The organism is Mesorhizobium sp. WSM4820, from assembly GCF_055811075.1.
Window position 1 is genome coordinate 121,042 of sequence record NZ_JBVVQN010000015.1, and the last position, 15,266, is coordinate 136,307.

General features: G+C 63.6%; 16 protein-coding genes. 6 read left to right on the plus strand and 10 right to left on the minus strand.

The window, feature by feature from the left end; genetic code table 11:
• Positions 1-95: 95 nt before the first annotated feature.
• Genes AC0L2R_RS23455 through AC0L2R_RS23470 form a run of 4 tightly spaced genes read right to left on the minus strand, consistent with a single transcriptional unit; the run spans position 96 to position 2,893 of the window.
• Positions 96-461 carry a helix-turn-helix domain-containing protein gene (locus AC0L2R_RS23455; protein WP_023802676.1) on the minus strand — a complete coding sequence of 122 codons (366 nt, stop codon included), beginning with the start codon at positions 459-461 and terminating at the stop codon, positions 96-98.
• A 42-nt stretch (positions 462-503) separates the two neighbouring features.
• Positions 504-1,034 (minus strand): Smr/MutS family protein, encoded by a 531-nt coding sequence (locus AC0L2R_RS23460; protein WP_473511818.1) that lies wholly within the window; start codon positions 1,032-1,034, stop codon positions 504-506.
• Positions 1,031-2,167, minus strand: a complete 1,137-nt coding sequence (gene mltA, locus AC0L2R_RS23465) for a murein transglycosylase A (RefSeq protein WP_473511820.1) — start codon at positions 2,165-2,167, stop codon at positions 1,031-1,033. Before mltA ends, AC0L2R_RS23460 begins: the two co-directional genes overlap by 4 nt.
• Positions 2,168-2,191: 24 nt before the next feature.
• Positions 2,192-2,893, minus strand: a complete 702-nt coding sequence (locus tag AC0L2R_RS23470; RefSeq protein WP_473511822.1) for a Tim44/TimA family putative adaptor protein — start codon at positions 2,891-2,893, stop codon at positions 2,192-2,194.
• A gap of 199 nt (positions 2,894-3,092) precedes the next feature.
• On the opposite strand from AC0L2R_RS23470, the gene AC0L2R_RS23475 reads away from it, so the two are divergent.
• Positions 3,093-3,587, plus strand: a complete 495-nt coding sequence (locus AC0L2R_RS23475) for an FxsA family protein (RefSeq protein WP_473511823.1) — start codon at positions 3,093-3,095, stop codon at positions 3,585-3,587.
• A 141-nt stretch (positions 3,588-3,728) separates the two neighbouring features.
• Positions 3,729-4,229, plus strand: coding sequence for a protein-export chaperone SecB (gene secB, locus AC0L2R_RS23480; protein WP_023802681.1), 501 nt, complete (start codon positions 3,729-3,731; stop codon positions 4,227-4,229).
• 89 nt (positions 4,230-4,318) lie between these two features.
• Here secB and dnaQ read toward each other — a convergent pair whose 3' ends face one another.
• The 5 genes from dnaQ to AC0L2R_RS23505 all read right to left on the minus strand — a co-directional run bounded on the left by dnaQ (position 4,319) and on the right by AC0L2R_RS23505 (position 8,184).
• Positions 4,319-5,038 (minus strand): DNA polymerase III subunit epsilon, encoded by a 720-nt coding sequence (gene dnaQ / locus AC0L2R_RS23485; protein ID WP_473511824.1) that lies wholly within the window; start codon positions 5,036-5,038, stop codon positions 4,319-4,321.
• Positions 5,039-5,124: 86 nt separating this feature from the next.
• A complete protein-coding gene (gene coaE, locus AC0L2R_RS23490) occupies positions 5,125-5,727 on the minus strand; it encodes a dephospho-CoA kinase (RefSeq protein WP_473511825.1) in 603 nt (200 codons plus the stop codon).
• A 6-nt stretch (positions 5,728-5,733) separates the two neighbouring features.
• Complete coding sequence (locus tag AC0L2R_RS23495) at positions 5,734-6,576, minus strand: shikimate dehydrogenase (RefSeq protein WP_473511826.1); 843 nt, start codon at positions 6,574-6,576, stop codon at positions 5,734-5,736.
• A complete protein-coding gene (locus AC0L2R_RS23500; RefSeq protein WP_473511828.1) occupies positions 6,569-7,168 on the minus strand; it encodes a Maf-like protein in 600 nt (199 codons plus the stop codon). Before AC0L2R_RS23500 ends, AC0L2R_RS23495 begins: the two co-directional genes overlap by 8 nt.
• 194 nt (positions 7,169-7,362) lie before the next feature.
• A complete protein-coding gene (locus AC0L2R_RS23505; RefSeq protein ID WP_023802686.1) occupies positions 7,363-8,184 on the minus strand; it encodes a pyruvate, water dikinase regulatory protein in 822 nt (273 codons plus the stop codon).
• Between the two features lie 403 nt (positions 8,185-8,587).
• Here AC0L2R_RS23505 and hemE point away from each other — a divergent pair, with 403 nt between their 5' ends.
• From hemE to rho, 3 genes are all read left to right on the plus strand, one after another.
• Complete coding sequence (hemE, locus tag AC0L2R_RS23510) at positions 8,588-9,616, plus strand: uroporphyrinogen decarboxylase (protein WP_473511829.1); 1,029 nt, start codon at positions 8,588-8,590, stop codon at positions 9,614-9,616.
• Complete coding sequence (gene hemJ / locus AC0L2R_RS23515) at positions 9,613-10,164, plus strand: protoporphyrinogen oxidase HemJ (protein ID WP_473511830.1); 552 nt, start codon at positions 9,613-9,615, stop codon at positions 10,162-10,164. Before hemE ends, hemJ begins: the two co-directional genes overlap by 4 nt.
• Before the next feature lie 283 nt (positions 10,165-10,447).
• On the plus strand, positions 10,448-11,713 hold the full coding sequence (gene rho / locus AC0L2R_RS23520; RefSeq protein WP_027153631.1) for a transcription termination factor Rho: 1,266 nt from the start codon (positions 10,448-10,450) through the stop codon (positions 11,711-11,713).
• Positions 11,714-11,776: 63 nt separating this feature from the next.
• On the opposite strand, the gene AC0L2R_RS23525 is transcribed toward rho, so the two are convergent.
• Positions 11,777-13,795 (minus strand): thioredoxin domain-containing protein, encoded by a 2,019-nt coding sequence (locus tag AC0L2R_RS23525; RefSeq protein ID WP_473511832.1) that lies wholly within the window; start codon positions 13,793-13,795, stop codon positions 11,777-11,779.
• A 65-nt stretch (positions 13,796-13,860) separates the two neighbouring features.
• Here AC0L2R_RS23525 and mnmE point away from each other — a divergent pair, with 65 nt between their 5' ends.
• Positions 13,861-15,183 carry a tRNA uridine-5-carboxymethylaminomethyl(34) synthesis GTPase MnmE gene (mnmE, locus tag AC0L2R_RS23530; RefSeq protein WP_473511833.1) on the plus strand — a complete coding sequence of 441 codons (1,323 nt, stop codon included), beginning with the start codon at positions 13,861-13,863 and terminating at the stop codon, positions 15,181-15,183.
• Positions 15,184-15,266 lie beyond the last annotated feature (83 nt).

Below are 15,266 nucleotides of genomic sequence, written 5' to 3' on the forward strand. Positions count from 1 at the left end.
CTTTCTCCCCGTTTACGGGGAGAAATGCCCGGCAGGGCAATGAGGGGCGGCGCCAACATCGACAATTGATCGCCTCCACACGAGTCGGGCAAACTCTACGTCCGCCCCAGCGCGGCGCGGATCGATGCGGTGATGCGGCGAAGCTCCGCCTCGTCTAGTTTTTCGATGTTTTCGGCCAGGACATTGGCAAGCTCGGTGGCGGCGGGGCTGAGGCCCGACGTGTCGAGTTTTACCCGCGGGTGCGAGGTCTCGGCCAGCCGCGCCAGTTCTTCGGCATCGTCCCAGATGACATTGAAATAGCCGATGATCTTCTGGATCAGCGTCCAGGTCGGCGCGCCGCGGCGGCCGTGCTCCAGCGCCGACAGATAGGCGGCGCTGACGCCGATCGCCCTGGCCATGGCCTTTTGGCTGACGCCGCGTTCGCTCCGCAGGGCGCGAAGCTTTTCGCCGAACGGGGTCACAAGTCCATCCTCGTCGGGTGCACCCTCATGCGCGCATCCGCATCAGCGCGTGCGCCGCAGGCGGATATAGAGCGCGCCCGAGCCGCCATGCTTGCGGGCGGCGTGGTCGTGGCTGGAGACCAGCGGTCTGAATGCGGGTGTCGACAGCCAGGCCGGCACGGCGCGCCGCAAGATGCCGTCGCCGCCGGACGAGGAGCCCTTGCCGGTGATCACCAGCACATAGCGGATGCCGCCGGCATGCGCCCGGTGCAGGAAGGAGAACAAAAGCGAATAGGCTTCGTCCTGGCTCAGGCCGTGCAGATCGACGCGGCCTTCGATCGGCAGCCGGCCCTTCGACAGTTTTTCCAGCGTCGGCTCGTCGAGCGCATGCGAAACATGCTGCATCCTGGCTTTCGTGGCCGCAGCAGGAGCCATCGCCTGGTCACGCAGCATTGGCTTGGTGTCATCAGCGATGTCCGGGCCAATATCCGGGATGTCGACGGCGGCCTTGCCCTTCAGCGGCTTGGCGGTGCGCGCCACCAGGTTCCACAGGATCCGATCGTCCTCGCTCAGCCTGTCGATGCGCCGGGTCATCGCCCCGCTCCCGGCACAAGCCGACGCGGGATCAGCGCGTAGAAATCGGCGGGGTTGCGGACAACGCCGGCGATCTCGCCGGCCGCATCTCCCGTACCAGTGAACAAATCGCCACGCGCCTGGCCGGTGATCGCCGAGCCGGTGTCCTGCGCGATCATCAGCCGCCGAAACGGCTTGTTGTCGAAAGCGGTCAGCGACGGCCCATCGATGTAGAACGGCGTGCCGAATGTATGCAGCAGACGGTCGACAGCGACGGAGCGGCCCGGCGTCAGCGGCACCTTTGCGGCAGCGATCGGCCCTAGTTCCGGGTCGTCGGCCGCCGCCGCCTCGCTGGCGGAAATCTCGCGGAAAAAAATATAGGAGCGGTTGCGCCACAGGATCTCGTCGATGCGTTGCGGATGCGCCTTGAACCAGGCGCGGACCGACTGCATGGTCACCGCTTCCAGCGGGATTTCGCCTAGCTCACTCAGGATCTTGCCCGGTCCGGTAAAGCGCTGGCCGGATTTGGCGGCATAGGTGACGCGGCAAAGCCGGCCGTCGGTCATGGTGAGCCGCGCAGAACCCTGTACGTGGATGAAGAAGGCATCGACCTTGTCGGCGAGCCAGGCGATTTCCAACCCCTTGCCAGCCAAACCCTTGACGAGCGCGCCGCGCTCGATCTCGCCGCGGTCGAAATACTCGACCGGTCCGTCCGGCGTGGCGCGGCCGAAGGCGAGATAGGGATCCATACCGACCGGCCGGTTGGCGTCGTCGATGTCGACGAGATCGGCCGGACGTGACAGCAGCGGCACCTTAAATCGTTCGGTTCGCACCGGCGAAGCGTCGACCACCGGTTCATAGAAGCCGGTGACGAGGCCGGCGCCGCCGCTTTCCGCCGCTATGTGCGCCGGGATGAAATGCCGCTCGAAGAAGGCGCGGGCTTCGCGCCGGTCGGTTGGCGACACGGTGCGGGCTGCAGCATAGGCCTCGGTGAAGGCGTTGAAGTCGACACCGAGCCCGCCGGAGCGATAGGGTTTCGCCAGGACATGAAAAGCCGAGCGCCGGAAAGCGGCGAACGCAGCCAGATGGTCGTCCTTGTCCCAGCCGGGCAGATCGTCAAAGGATTTTTCGCGGAACGCCTGAGAAAGCGACACGACAGACCCCGCCGTGGTCCGGGCTCAGTCTTCTTCTTCGGTGGCGACGAGCTTCCAGTTCGGGTCGCGCGAGCGCGTATCGCGGGCGAAGGTCCAGACGTCCTTGACCTCGGCGACGGTTTCGGGATCGCCGTCGATGACGGCGCCGGCCTTGTCCCGCGTTGCCGAAATCAGTTCGCTGACGATGCGCAGCGTGATATGCGCCTCGCTGCCCTTCATCTCGGCGGAAACGATGTCGGCCTTGTCGATGCCGACGAAGGAGGACTGGATCTTTTCCGACTTCGCCTCGCGGTCGCCGATCGCCGCGACAAAGCCGTCATAGACCTCGCGCGACAACAGGTTCTTCAGCGTCTTGCGATCGCCATCGGCATAGGCCATGACGATCATCTCATAGGCCATCTTGGCGCCGTCGACGAAGGTCTTGGGGTCGAATGCCGGATCATTGTCCTTGATCGTGCGCAGGCCCTTGTTGAGATCGGTGTCAGGCTTGGCGAAGGCGTCGATCGCCGCATAGGCGTCAATTGCCGGCTCTCCCGGCGCTCGCTTGCGCGGCAGCGAGACCACATTCTCGGGCTTTTGGGCGTCGTCGCGGGTGCGGCCCGCCGTATAGGGATCGAACGGCGGGCGCTCGCTGCCGGTGCGGCGGCCGAGCACATTGCGCAGCTGGAAAAAGATCACAACCGCCGCAACCAGAAAGAAAATCGTGCCGAAGTCGAAGAATCCCATATCTTCCGCCAATCAATCCCTACTCCGGCCGGACCGCCCGGCCAGGCAATGGCTGCGGTCGCATAGCGTTCAACATCCAAAGCATATAGAACGCAAGCTGCAATCATTCAAATTAAAGGCAGCCATACCTATCTAAAAGGTTCAGTGCCAGCGGCGATTGCCCGCCTGCCGGCAAAACATCGAAACGATCGGTCAAGATTTGCGCATTCCGCTGCTTCCCCTGTTCATCCTCGCGCTTCCGCTGTTGGAGATCGCCGGTTTCGTCGTTGTCGGCCGCCAGGTCGGCGCCCTGGCGACGGTCGGCCTGGTGCTGGCTTCGAGCATCGCCGGCGGGCTGTTGTTGCGATACCAGGGGTTCGGCGTCATGACCCGGGTCCGTGCTGAAATGGACGCCGGACGTGATCCAAGCCGTCAGCTCGCGCATGGCGCCATGATCGTGCTGGCGGCGATCCTGCTCATCATTCCCGGCTTCATCACTGACATTTTAGCCATTCTGCTGTTGCTGCCGCCGGTCCGCGACCTCGCCTGGCGCCGGCTGAAAGGCCGCATCGTGATGGCGACCAGTTTCGGCACCGGTGGATTCCGGGCCCGGCAACGCGACAAGACCATCGACCTCGACGACAGCGACTATTCGCGCGGCAACGAGCACGGCCCGGATCACAATTCCCCCTGGCGCCGCCTCAAGGACGAGTAGCCCGGCGCAGCTCTCCCTTCTCCCCTTGTGGGAGAAGGGAAAGCAAAGCGCGCAAACCTTGTCTTGTCATGCCGGCCATGGTAGCGAACGCCCGATTTCAATCCGGTCAGCAACGCTGCCGAGGCAAAAGGACAAAGGCTTATGGCCAGCAAAGACGACGCGCCGACCGGCGCGGCCAGTGGCAACGGCGACGCGACGCAGCCTTCGCTCAACGTGCTTGCCCAATATGTGAAGGACCTTTCCTTCGAAAGCCCCGGCGCGCCGAATTCGCTGCGCGGCCGCGACAAGGCTCCCGGCATCGCCATCAACGTCAATGTCAACGCCAACCCGCTTTCGGACAAGCAGTTCGACGTCAATCTGACGCTGAACGCCAAGGCGTCCTTCGACAAGGAAGTGCTGTTCAACGTCGAGCTGGTCTATGGCGGTGTGTTCGCCATCAGCGGCTTCCCGCAGGAGCACATGCTGCCGTTGCTGTTCATCGAATGCCCGCGGCTGCTGTTCCCGTTCGCCAGGCAGATCATCGCCGAGGCGACGCGCAATGGCGGCTTCCCGCCGCTGATGCTCGATCCGATCGATTTCGCGCAGATGTTCCAGCAGAAGCTGGCCGAGGACCAGGCCGCCAGCAAGGTCAAGGCGAGCTGAGAAGGCTGCAGAGCAGACATTGAAAAACCCGGCGCGAAGCCGGGTTTTTTTCTTTGGGACGCCGGCGGGACAGCGCCCCGCCAAAATCGCTATGCCGCAGAACTCGCTTCCCGAGCGACGCGCAGCCAGAGCGCCTTTTCGCCTAATGTGCCGACCATGCTCGCGTGCGCGGCGCGCTGTGCTTCGGTCAGGCGAGACGGCAGCGCTATCGGCCGCGCGGCGATGCTGATGTCGATGTCGTCGACGTTTCTCCTGCCGCCGGCCGGCGCCGTGGCGCTGTCGAGGATGAGCGCCGCCTGCTTGCCGCCGATGAGCTCGATATAGACCTCGGCCAGCAATTCCGAATCGAGCAGCGCGCCGTGCTTGGTGCGGCGGGCATTGTCGATGCCGTAGCGCCGGCACAGCGCGTCCAGCGAATTGGGCCCCATCGGATGCTTGCGGCGCGCCAGCGCCAGCGTGTCGACGACAAGTCCGGGGTCAACGACCGGGTGGCCAAGCCGGCCGAATTCGACATTGAGGAAAGCGATGTCGAAAGTCGCATTGTGGGCGACCAGCTTGGCGCCGTCGATGAAGGCAAGGAACTCCTCGGCGATGTCGCTGAAGGTCGGCTTGCCCATCAGGTCGGCGGCGCTGATGCCATGAACGGCCTGTGCCTCGGCATGGATCGGTCGTCCCTGCGGATTGATATAGTGGTGGAAGGTGCGGCCGGTCGGGAAACGGTTGACCAGCTCGATGCAGCCAAGCTCGATCACGCGATCGTCGCGGAAATCGAGGCCGGTGGTTTCCGTATCGAAGATGATCTCGCGCATCGAATCAGTCCGTTGGGTCCGGCGTTAGTCCAGCCGAATCATGATGGGAACAAATTGGCAACATATTACGCCGGGCGCAAGCGCCGTTAAGCAGGCTTGCCGGCTTTATCCCCGACCAGTTTCGCGACGATCGCATTGACCGCCGCGCGCGCCGCATCAAAACCCTGTCCGGTGTCGATGACGAAATCGGCGCGCTCACGCTTTTCGGCGTCGGGAACCTGCCTGGCCAGGATCGACGCCAGTTTCTCCTCGCTCATGCCCGGCCGCGCCAGCACGCGGGCGCGCTGGATGTCGGGCGACGCGGTGACCACCACGACCTTGTCGACGCGGTCGCGGCCGCCGGTTTCGAACAGCAGCGGGATATCGAGAACGACAAGCGGCGCGCCGGCGGCCCGGTGTCTGGCCAGGAAGGCGTCGGCATCGGCGCGGACCAGCGGGTGGATGATCGCTTCCAGCCGTTTCAGTGCGGCTGCATCGCCGAGCACCCGCTCGGCCAGCTTGGCGCGATCGACCGAGCCGGATTTCGTCGTGCCGGGAAACGCCGCCTCGACCAGCGGAGCCGCCTTGCCGGCGTAGAGGCGATGCACCGCCTCGTCCGAATCGTGGACAGGCACGCCGGCCTCGGCAAACATCCTGGCCGTCGTCGACTTGCCCATGCCGATCGATCCGGTGAGGCCGAGCACGATCATGTTTTTTTACTCCCTGGCGCCGAGATCGGCGACGATCATCTGCCGCAATTCGGCAGTGACCTCAGGCCTGATGCCGAACCAGCGCTCGAAGCCGGGCACCGCCTGGTGCAGCAGCATGCCGAGCCCGTCGACGGCTTTCAGGCCGCGCGCCTTGGCGGCGGCCAGCAACGGCGTTTCCAGCGGCACATAGACAATGTCGGTGACGACGGCATGGTCCGGCAGTCTGGCCGGATCGGCAGACAGGCCTTCATTGCCATGCATGCCAAGCGCTGACGTGTTGACCAGCAGGCCGGCATCGGCAAGCAGCTCGCGGGTCGCCGCCGTGCCGTGGGCCGAGACCCCGGCGCCGAAGCGGTGGCGCAGCTCCTCGGCTCGGGCGAGCGTCCGGTTGACGATGCGGATGTCACTGATGCCGCGCTGCTTGAGCGCATGGATGACCGCGCGGGCGGCGCCGCCGGCGCCAAGCACCACCGCTGGGCCGTTTGCGGCCCAGCCCGTCGCATGCTCGTCGAGATTGGCGGAAAAGCCATGGGCGTCGGTGTTGCCGCCGCACAAAATTCCGCCCTCGAGCCAAAGCGTGTTGACGGCGCCGATCTGTTCGGCCGCGTCGTCGCGGCGCGCCGCCAACGCGAAGGCGGCCTCCTTGTGCGGGATGGTGACGTTGCCGCCACAATAGCCATTCGCCTCGAGTGTTTCGACGAATTCGGCAAAAGCCTCCGGCGCAACGTCGATCGCCCGGTAGCTGCCGTCGATGCCGTATTTCGCCAGCCAGTAGCCGTGGATCTTCGGCGACCGCGAATGCGCGACCGGATGACCGGTGACGAAGGCCTTTTTCGCGGCCTCAGCCATCGATGGCTCCGAACTCGCGCAGCTTGGCCAGGACAGGCAGAAGCGGCAGGCCGACAATGGTGAAATAGTCGCCCTCTACTCTTTCGAACAGCTGGATGCCCTCGCCTTCGATCTGGTACGCGCCGACGCTGGACAGCGCCTTGGCGCCGACCCGCGCCAGATGGCGGCCGATGAAGGCCGGATCGAGCTTTCGCATGGTCAGGCTGGCGACGCCGACATGCCGCCACAGAACTGCGCCGTCGCGGGCCAGCACTACGGCGCTGTTGAGTTGATGGGTCCTGCCCGACAGCGCCAGGAGATGGCGGCGGGCGGCTTCCATGTCGGCCGGCTTATGAAACACTTCGTCGCCGAGCGACAGCGTCTGGTCGCAGCCGAGCACCAGGGCGCCGGGCTTTCGTTCGCTGACCTCGGTGGCCTTGGCCTCGGCCAGCACCAGGGCGACGTCCTCTGGCGAGATACCGCTGCCCTGCAAGGGTGCTTCGAGGGCGCGCTCGTCGACTGCCGCCGGAACCGCCTCGATGGGCACGCCGGCATGGACAAGCAACGCTTTGCGGAACGGGCTGCCCGAGGCAAGGATGATTTTTTCGGCCATTTTTATCGCCTGATCTTTCCTCTCCCCTTGTGGGAGAAGGTGGATTGGCGCGCAGCGCCAAGACGGTTGAGGGGTGTTGGAAAGATCGCCGTCGGTGCCAAGCTGGAACACCCTCATCCGACCTCGCTTCGCGAGGCCACCTTCTCCCACAAGGGGAGAAGGAAAGGACCGCCCACAGCACAATCGCCCGAAGCCTAGCGCGTCTTTCCGCGCAGGGCAACGATCGCCGCCGCCGTCTCCTCGATCGAGCGGCGGCTGACGTCGATCATCGGCCAGCCATGCCGCGTGCAGATCTGGCGGGCGTAGGCGAGTTCCTCGCTGATCGCCGCGCGGTCGACATAGTCGGTCGGCTCGTAGGCGCTGGTGTTGCCGAGGATGCGGTTCTGGCGCACCTGCGAGATGCGCTCGGCGGTGGCGATCAGCCCGACGATCAGCGGCTTCGTGGCGTTGACCAGGCTTTCCGGCACCGGCACGCCGATCACGATCGGGATGTTGGCGGTCTTGATGCCGCGATTGGCGAGATAGATGCTGGTCGGCGTCTTCGAGGTGCGCGAAATGCCGACCAGCACAATGTCGGCATCATCCATATTGGCAGGCAGCTGGCCGTCATCATGCTCCATGGTGAAGTTGAGTGCGTCGATGCGGCGGAAATATTCGGCGTCCAGCACATGCTGGGCGCCGACGCGGCGGCCGGCCGGCGTGCCGAGATAGGACTGGAACACGGTCAGCACCGGTTCCAGCACGGAGACGCAAGGCAGGCCCATGGCGGCGCAGCGTTCGTCGATGCCGCGGGCGAGCTTCTGGTCGACGACCGTATAAAGGATGATGCCCGGCTCCTCCTCGATGTCCTCGAACACTTTCGTCACCTGCTTTTCGGTGCGGATGAGCGGGTAGATATGCTCGATGGCGCGCGCATCCTTGTATTGCGCCGAAGCCGCGCGCCCGGCCGCCAGCAGCGTTTCACCGGTGGCATCGGAAATCAGGTGAAGGTGAAAGAAGCTCTGGGGTTTGTTCACAGGGGTACGTTCCAACTTGTGGGCCGATGTGGATAAGGTCGGTCGGAAAGATCGGCCGGTTCGGGGCGACTGTATCAGATGCCGGTTTGTCCACAATTCGATGCGCTGCCGGCTTCGTCGGGCGGCTGGGGACAAGTCCGGGGACGGCCTTTTTTGACTCGGTCTCATCCACAGGGTCATTTTCTCCAGGCGGACGGTAACGCATTGTTCCCAGTCGGGAATTTCCAACTGTCCCCAAACTCCTCCTATCCGGCAAAAGAAGCACGCGACAATATGCTGGCTGGCCTTTTCCGGGGCAAGGCGGGACAGGAGACAACCACCGATACCAACAGACTCTTAGAATCATAAGATTCCTAGAAATAGAATATTTAATTATAGAGAAGCCTGGAGAGGCGAGCGCTGAATGCCTGAAAACCGCATCATGCTGGACGTGTTGAAGGGCAAGGCTCTGTCTCCGCCGCCGCTCTGGATGATGCGTCAGGCCGGCCGCTATCTGCCGGAGTATCGCGAGACACGCAGGCGGGCCGGATCGTTCCTCGACCTTTGCTATAATCCCGATCTTGCCATGGAAGTGACGCTGCAGCCGATCGAACGTTTCGGCTTCGATGCTTCGATCCTGTTTTCCGATATCCTTGTCGTGCCGCATGCGCTGGGCCGCGACGTGCGCTTCGAGGAGGGCCGTGGGCCGCTGTTGACGCCGATCTCGGCGACGGAGATTGCAGCTCTCGACGGCGAAACGTTTCACGTGAATCTCGAACCGGTCTACGAGACGGTCAGGCGATTGCGGGCAAAACTGCCGGATCAAACGACGCTGATCGGCTTCTGCGGCGCGCCGTGGACGGTGGCGACCTATATGATCGCCGGCCACGGCACCTCGGACCAGGCGCCAGCACGGCTGTTTGCCTATCGCGAGCCGGCGGCTTTCCTGCAATTGCTGAAAGTGCTTGCCGATCACTCGGCTGCCTATCTGATCCGACAGATCGAAGCCGGCGCCGATGTGGTGCAGATATTTGACTCGTGGTCCGGCGTGCTCGACGAAGTTTCTTTCGAGGCGTTTTGCGTCAGGCCGGTGGCGGAGATCGTCAGGCAGGTCCGGGCCGTCCATCCCGACATTCCGATCATCGGCTTTCCCAAGGGCGCCGGCGCCCATTACCGCAGCTATCGCCAAAAAACCGGCGTGACCGGGCTGGGGCTCGACTGGACCGTGCCGTTGACGACGGCGAAGGAACTGCAGCGCGACGGCGCTGTGCAGGGCAATCTCGATCCGTTGCGGCTGGTGGCCGGCGGCAAGGCGCTTTCTGACGGTGTCTACGCAATCCTGAAAGCACTGGGCGATGGGCCGCTGGTCTTCAATCTCGGCCACGGCATCACGCCGGAAACGCCGATCGCGCATGTCGAGGCGATGGTGAAACTGGTGCGGGCGCGTCGATGACCGACATGAACAACGCCAACAGTGGTGCGGGCAGCAGCGGTGGTGCAGCGATGCGTCGAGCAGCGATCGCCATCGTCATCTTCCTCGTCCTGGCGGCGCTTCTGTTCCTGTTCGGGCCGGATGATTTCTATCCCTGGGCAAAGGCGATCCATGTCATCGCCGTCATCTCCTGGATGGCGGGCATGCTCTATCTGCCGCGGCTTCTGGTTTATCATGCCGATGCGGAAAAAGGCTCCGTCCAGTCGGAGACCTTCAAGGTGATGGAGCGCCGGCTGCTGCGCGGCATCATCAATCCGGCCATCATCATCACCTGGGCGTTCGGCCTCTGGCTGGCCTGGAAAGGCTTTGGTTTTCAGGGTGGCTGGCTGCATGCCAAGATCGCCGCGGTGCTCGGGCTCTCGGCGGTTCATGGCTATCTGGCCGGCGCGGTACGCAGATTCGCCGAGGACCGCAACGAAAAGCCGGCTCGGCACTGGCGGCTCGTCAATGAGATCCCCACATTGCTGATGATCGTCATCGTCGTGCTGGTCATCGTGAAGCCATTTTGACGATTTGTGTCTGTTTCGGGCGTTTGCGCTGCCCCTCACCTGCCTGCCGGCATCCTCTCCCCGTATAGTGACGGGGAGAAGGTCCCGGCAGGGGGTTGAGGGGCGGTGCCGAGATTCGCAATTGATCGCTTCCAAGCGGCTTGCTCTTTCAGTCGACCAACGATAAAAGACGGGTCTTCCTTCCCGTCATGCGCCGCCCCATTCATCGCTTCGGCCGCGCCCGGCATTTGTCGCATCCCGCCGATATTTTCCCCATACTTACTCACTCAGAGTCCGTCTAATGATGCAAGAAATGAAACTCACAGAGTTCAAGAACAAGAAACCGCCAGAGCTGATCGCTTATGCCGAATCGCTCGAGGTCGAGAACGCCAGTGTGATGCGGAAGCAGGAGCTGATGTTCGCGATCCTGAAGCGGCTGGCGACCCAGGATATCGAGATCATCGGTGACGGGGTCGTCGAAGTGCTGCAGGACGGTTTTGGCTTCCTGCGCTCGGCCAATGCCAATTATCTACCGGGTCCGGACGATATCTACATCTCGCCGTCGCAGATCCGCCGGTTCTCGCTGAAGACCGGCGACACCGTCGAAGGCCCGATCCGCAGCCCGAAGGAGGGCGAGCGCTATTTCGCGCTGCTCAAGGTCAACACGATCAATTTCGACGACCCGGAAAAGATCCGCCACAAGATCCATTTCGACAATCTGACGCCGCTTTACCCGACCTCGCGGCTGAAGATGGAAATGGACGTTCCGACCTCGAAGGACATCTCGGCCCGCGTCATCGACCTGGTGGCGCCGCTCGGCAAGGGCCAGCGCGCCCTGATCGTGGCGCAGCCGCGCACCGGCAAGACGGTGCTGTTGCAGAACATTGCCCATTCGATCACCACGAATCATCCCGAATGCTACCTGATCGTGCTGTTGATCGACGAGCGGCCGGAAGAAGTCACCGACATGCAGCGCTCGGTGAAGGGCGAGGTCGTCTCCTCGACCTTCGACGAGCCGGCGGTGCGCCACGTCCAGGTCGCCGAAATGGTGATCGAGAAGGCCAAGCGCCTGGTCGAGCACGGGCGCGACGTCGTCATCCTGCTGGATTCGATCACCCGCCTCGGCCGCGCCTACAACACCGTGGTGCCGTCGTCCGGCAAGGTGCTGACCGGCGGCGTCGACGCCAATGCGCTGCAGCGGCCGAAGCGCTTCTTCGGCGCCGCCCGCAACATCGAGGAAGGCGGCTCGCTGACCATCATCGCCACCGCGCTGATCGACACCGGCAGCCGCATGGACGAGGTCATCTTCGAAGAGTTCAAGGGCACCGGCAACTCGGAAATCGTGCTCGACCGCAAGGTGGCGGACAAGCGCATCTATCCGGCCATGGACATCCTCAAGTCCGGCACCCGCAAGGAAGATCTTTTGGTCGCCCGCCAGGACCTGCAAAAAATCTTCGTGCTGCGCCGCATCCTGGCGCCGATGGGCACCACCGACGCCATCGAGTTCCTCATCGACAAGCTCAAGCAGACCAAGACCAACGCGGATTTCTTCGATTCGATGAATACGTAAGGGGCTGGCGCCTCTTGCCTTCTCGCCCTGTGGGAGAAGGTGGATCGGCGCAGCATCCCTCTCCTATCCGCGCCGCAACCGACGCTCGAGTTCCTCGGCGTCAGTTATCACCGGCAAGCAGGCCTGCCCCGTGCACAGCCAGGCGCCGGGCTTGCTCGTTGGCGGCAGAACGCCGCCTGGCAGCATCGGCAGGTTTGTCGCCGATCCGACCGGCACGATCGTGTCGATCCGACGCGGGTCAGGATTTCGATTCGCAACCGGAACAAGCCCCGGATTCTCTGGGCTATCCACCAGCACCAGCTTCAACGGCTCGAGCGCCAAGGCACAGGCGTTGACGATTCCCGCCTGGCCATAGGCTTGACGCGCCGCCCGGCCGGCCGCGTGTTCGGCGATCCTCCAGGTCTTTTCCTGCAATTCGAGATCGCCGGAAAGCGACGACAATCGAACCATGGCCTCGATGACCTGGCCGGTGGCTGAAGGAATGGCCTCGTCGGCATCGCCCCTGATGCGGATCGGCACGTCGCTGCTGTCCGACGCGGTCAGGTAGTAGCCGGTGTTGTTCTCATCGCTATGCCATTGGTCGAGCTGCGCGATGAATTGGCCAGCCAGTTCGGCATAAGTCGATGTGCCGGTGGCCTCGAATAGCGAGATCGCGGCGTTGGCCATGGCGGCGTAGTCGCTCGACAGCGCCGGAAACAGCTTCCTTGCGCCAAGCATCGAATGCGGCAGGCGGCCGTCTCGGCCAGCGCTGGCAATGGCAGCAAAGGCCTGTTCCGCCGCCTCGATCCAGTCGATCCGTTTCAGGGCGCGCCCGGCTTCGGCGAGAGCCGCGATCACCAGACCGTTCCAGTCGGTCAGGATTTTTCCGTCACGCCCGGGCCTGACGCGCTGCTCCCTGGCCGCCAGCAGTTTTTCTGTGAGCGGAATGAGCCGGTCGCGATCGGCGACGCTTTGTATTTGCTGGGCCGCAGTCTGGTGGATGATCGGCTTGCCCTCCCAGCCGTGCGGGCTGGAAAGCGTGAAGTATTGGAAAAACAACGCCGATTCGTCACCGAGAGCAGTTTCGATCTCATCCCTGCTCCAGGTGTAGAACAGCCCCTCCTCACCCTCGCTGTCGGCGTCGAGGCTGGCGGCGAAAGCACCGCCATCGGTGCGCATCTCGCGCAGCAGCCAGTCGATGGTCTCTTCGATTCGTATCCGGAACGATTCATTGTCGGTCGCCGCAAAAGCCCAGTTGCACAGCCGGATGAGTTGCGCGTTGTCGTAGAGCATCTTTTCGAAATGCGGCACCAGCCACTCGGCATCGGTCGAATAGCGGCTAAGACCGCCGCCGACATGGTCATAGATGCCGCCCGCCAGCATCTTTTCGAGGCTGAGCAGGACAGCGTCGCGGTGGGCTGTGGCGCCGTCGCGCAGCCAGGACAGCCACAGCGTCTGCATGAACGGCGCATTGGGGAATTTGGGCGCGCCGCGCAGGCCGCCCAGATCCCTGTCGATCATGCCGTCGACGCCGTTGGCGAGCGTCGCGAGCGTGTCGCGGTCGAGCACCGCCTTGGCATGGCTGCCGGCCAGCCGCGCCTCGACATGCGTGGTCAGGCCGTCGGCGCTTTGGTTAACGCTTTCTTTCTTCTCCCGCCACGCCTTGTCGACCGCCTCCAGCACCTGGACGAAACCCGGGCGGCCGTAGCGGGCCTCGCGCGGAAAATAGGTGCCGCCCCAAAAAGGCTTTCCGTCCGGCGTCAAAAACATGGTCAGCGGCCATCCGCCCTGCTCGCCCATCGCAGACAATGCGGCCATATAGATCTGGTCGATGTCCGGCCGCTCTTCGCGATCGACCTTGATATTGACGAACAGGCGGTTCATGACGGCGGCGACGTCGCCGTTCTCAAAACTTTCGTGCGCCATGACATGGCACCAGTGGCAGGCGGCGTAGCCGACTGAGAGCAGGATCGGCCGCTCGAGCGCCTTGGCTTCGGCGAGAGACGCTGGCGACCACGCCCGCCAATGCACCGGGTTGCCGCTGTGCTGCTGCAGATAGGGGCTGGCCTCTTCGGCAAGCAGGTTTTTCGCGGGTAATGTCACGGATGGGCACTCGGCAATTTTGTCGATGAATAAGCGAAGCTAGGGCGGTTGTGCTGGGTCGGCAAATGATTTCAGGTAATTCCATTGTTGCCCTGTCGAGCGGCCGCCTGCCCGCCGGGGTTGCCGTGATCCGCATTTCCGGCCCGCAAAGTCGATTCGTCGTAGAAACGATTGCTGGTCCCAAGGTTAAGAACCGTGTTGCCGCCTATCGCCAGTTCAGGGCGCCGGACGGATCCGTGCTCGACAGCGGGCTGGTCGTTTTCTTTGCCGGCCCAAACAGCTTTACCGGAGAGGATGTCGCCGAATTCCACGTCCATGGCGGGCGGGCCGTGGTGGCGAAGATGCTGGAGGTGATCGCCGGCTTCGACGGCGTCAGACATGCCGAGCCGGGCGAGTTCACCCGCCGCGCCTTTCTCAATGGCAAGGTCGATCTGGTCGAGACCGAGGCGCTGGCCGATCTCGTCAATGCCGAGACCGAGGCGCAGCGGCGCTTTGCCGTCCAGAATGCCGAAGGCGTGCAGAGCGAACTCTACCTCAACTGGCGCCGTCGGCTGATTCATGCGCGGGCGATGATCGAGGCAGAAATCGATTTTGCCGACGAAGACGATGTGCCCGGTTCCGTTGCAGAGACGGTCTGGTCGGACGTCCGCGCGATGATCGGCGAGATCGAGCGCCATGTCCAAGGCTTCCGGGCGGCCGAAATCATCCGCGACGGCTTCGAGGTCGTCATTCTTGGTGCGCCGAATGCCGGCAAATCGAGCCTGTTCAACGCCTTGGCCCGGCGCGAGGCGGCGATCGTCACCGAAGAGCCCGGCACCACCCGCGATCTGCTCGAAGTGGTGCTGGATCTGGAGGGGATGCGGGTAAGAGTGACGGATACCGCCGGTTTGCGTGAAACGCCCGGCAAGATCGAGGCGATCGGTATCGAAAGGGCGAGGAGCAAGGCCGGCACTGCCGATCTGTTGCTGGTGCTCGAGGATATGGCGGAGCCGGTGGCGATCGGCGCAATACCTGCCGGGATCCCTCGATTGCGGGTTGGGACGAAGGTCGATCTGCTAGAGGATGCATCGCTTGTGGCGCGCTATGACTTGGCAATCTCAACCAAGAACGGCACCGGGTTGGCGGAAGTGCTGGCCGAGATCGGCCGTCGCGCCACAGCGCAGGTCGGCCAGGCCGGCGATATCCTGCCATCGCGGCTGCGGCACGTCGAACTGCTCAACGAGACGAAGCGCTTCCTGCTGGCGGCAGCGGCAGAGGATGGACGCGGGCAGGAACTGCGGGCAGAGGAATTGCGGCTGGCGGCGGATCGGCTTGGCCGCATCGTCGGGGCGGTCGATGTCGAGGACATGCTCGACGTCATCTTTGCGCAGTTCTGCATCGGCAAATGACTCACGTGAAACATTGCGGGCCGGCCAGCTCTGGGTGATTCACGTGAAACACCACGCGACTAGCTCGAAGGCATTGTTTCACG

Bases quoted from the DNA above. Each gene is read 5' to 3' on its own strand.
- hemE (WP_473511829.1), top strand. From the start codon at position 8,588: ATGCCTGAAAACCGCATCATGCTGGACGTGTTGAAGGGCAAGGCTCTG.
- hemJ (WP_473511830.1), top strand. From the start codon at position 9,613: ATGACCGACATGAACAACGCCAACAGTGGTGCGGGCAGCAGCGGTGGT.
- AC0L2R_RS23460 (WP_473511818.1), bottom strand. From the start codon at position 1,034: ATGACCCGGCGCATCGACAGGCTGAGCGAGGACGATCGGATCCTGTGG.
- AC0L2R_RS23495 (WP_473511826.1), bottom strand. From the start codon at position 6,576: ATGGCTGAGGCCGCGAAAAAGGCCTTCGTCACCGGTCATCCGGTCGCG.
- AC0L2R_RS23500 (WP_473511828.1), bottom strand. From the start codon at position 7,168: ATGGCCGAAAAAATCATCCTTGCCTCGGGCAGCCCGTTCCGCAAAGCG.
- rho (WP_027153631.1), top strand. From the start codon at position 10,448: ATGCAAGAAATGAAACTCACAGAGTTCAAGAACAAGAAACCGCCAGAG.
- mnmE (WP_473511833.1), top strand. From the start codon at position 13,861: ATGATTTCAGGTAATTCCATTGTTGCCCTGTCGAGCGGCCGCCTGCCC.
- dnaQ (WP_473511824.1), bottom strand. From the start codon at position 5,038: ATGCGCGAGATCATCTTCGATACGGAAACCACCGGCCTCGATTTCCGC.
- secB (WP_023802681.1), top strand. From the start codon at position 3,729: ATGGCCAGCAAAGACGACGCGCCGACCGGCGCGGCCAGTGGCAACGGC.
- coaE (WP_473511825.1), bottom strand. From the start codon at position 5,727: ATGATCGTGCTCGGCCTCACCGGATCGATCGGCATGGGCAAGTCGACG.
- AC0L2R_RS23470 (WP_473511822.1), bottom strand. From the start codon at position 2,893: ATGGGATTCTTCGACTTCGGCACGATTTTCTTTCTGGTTGCGGCGGTT.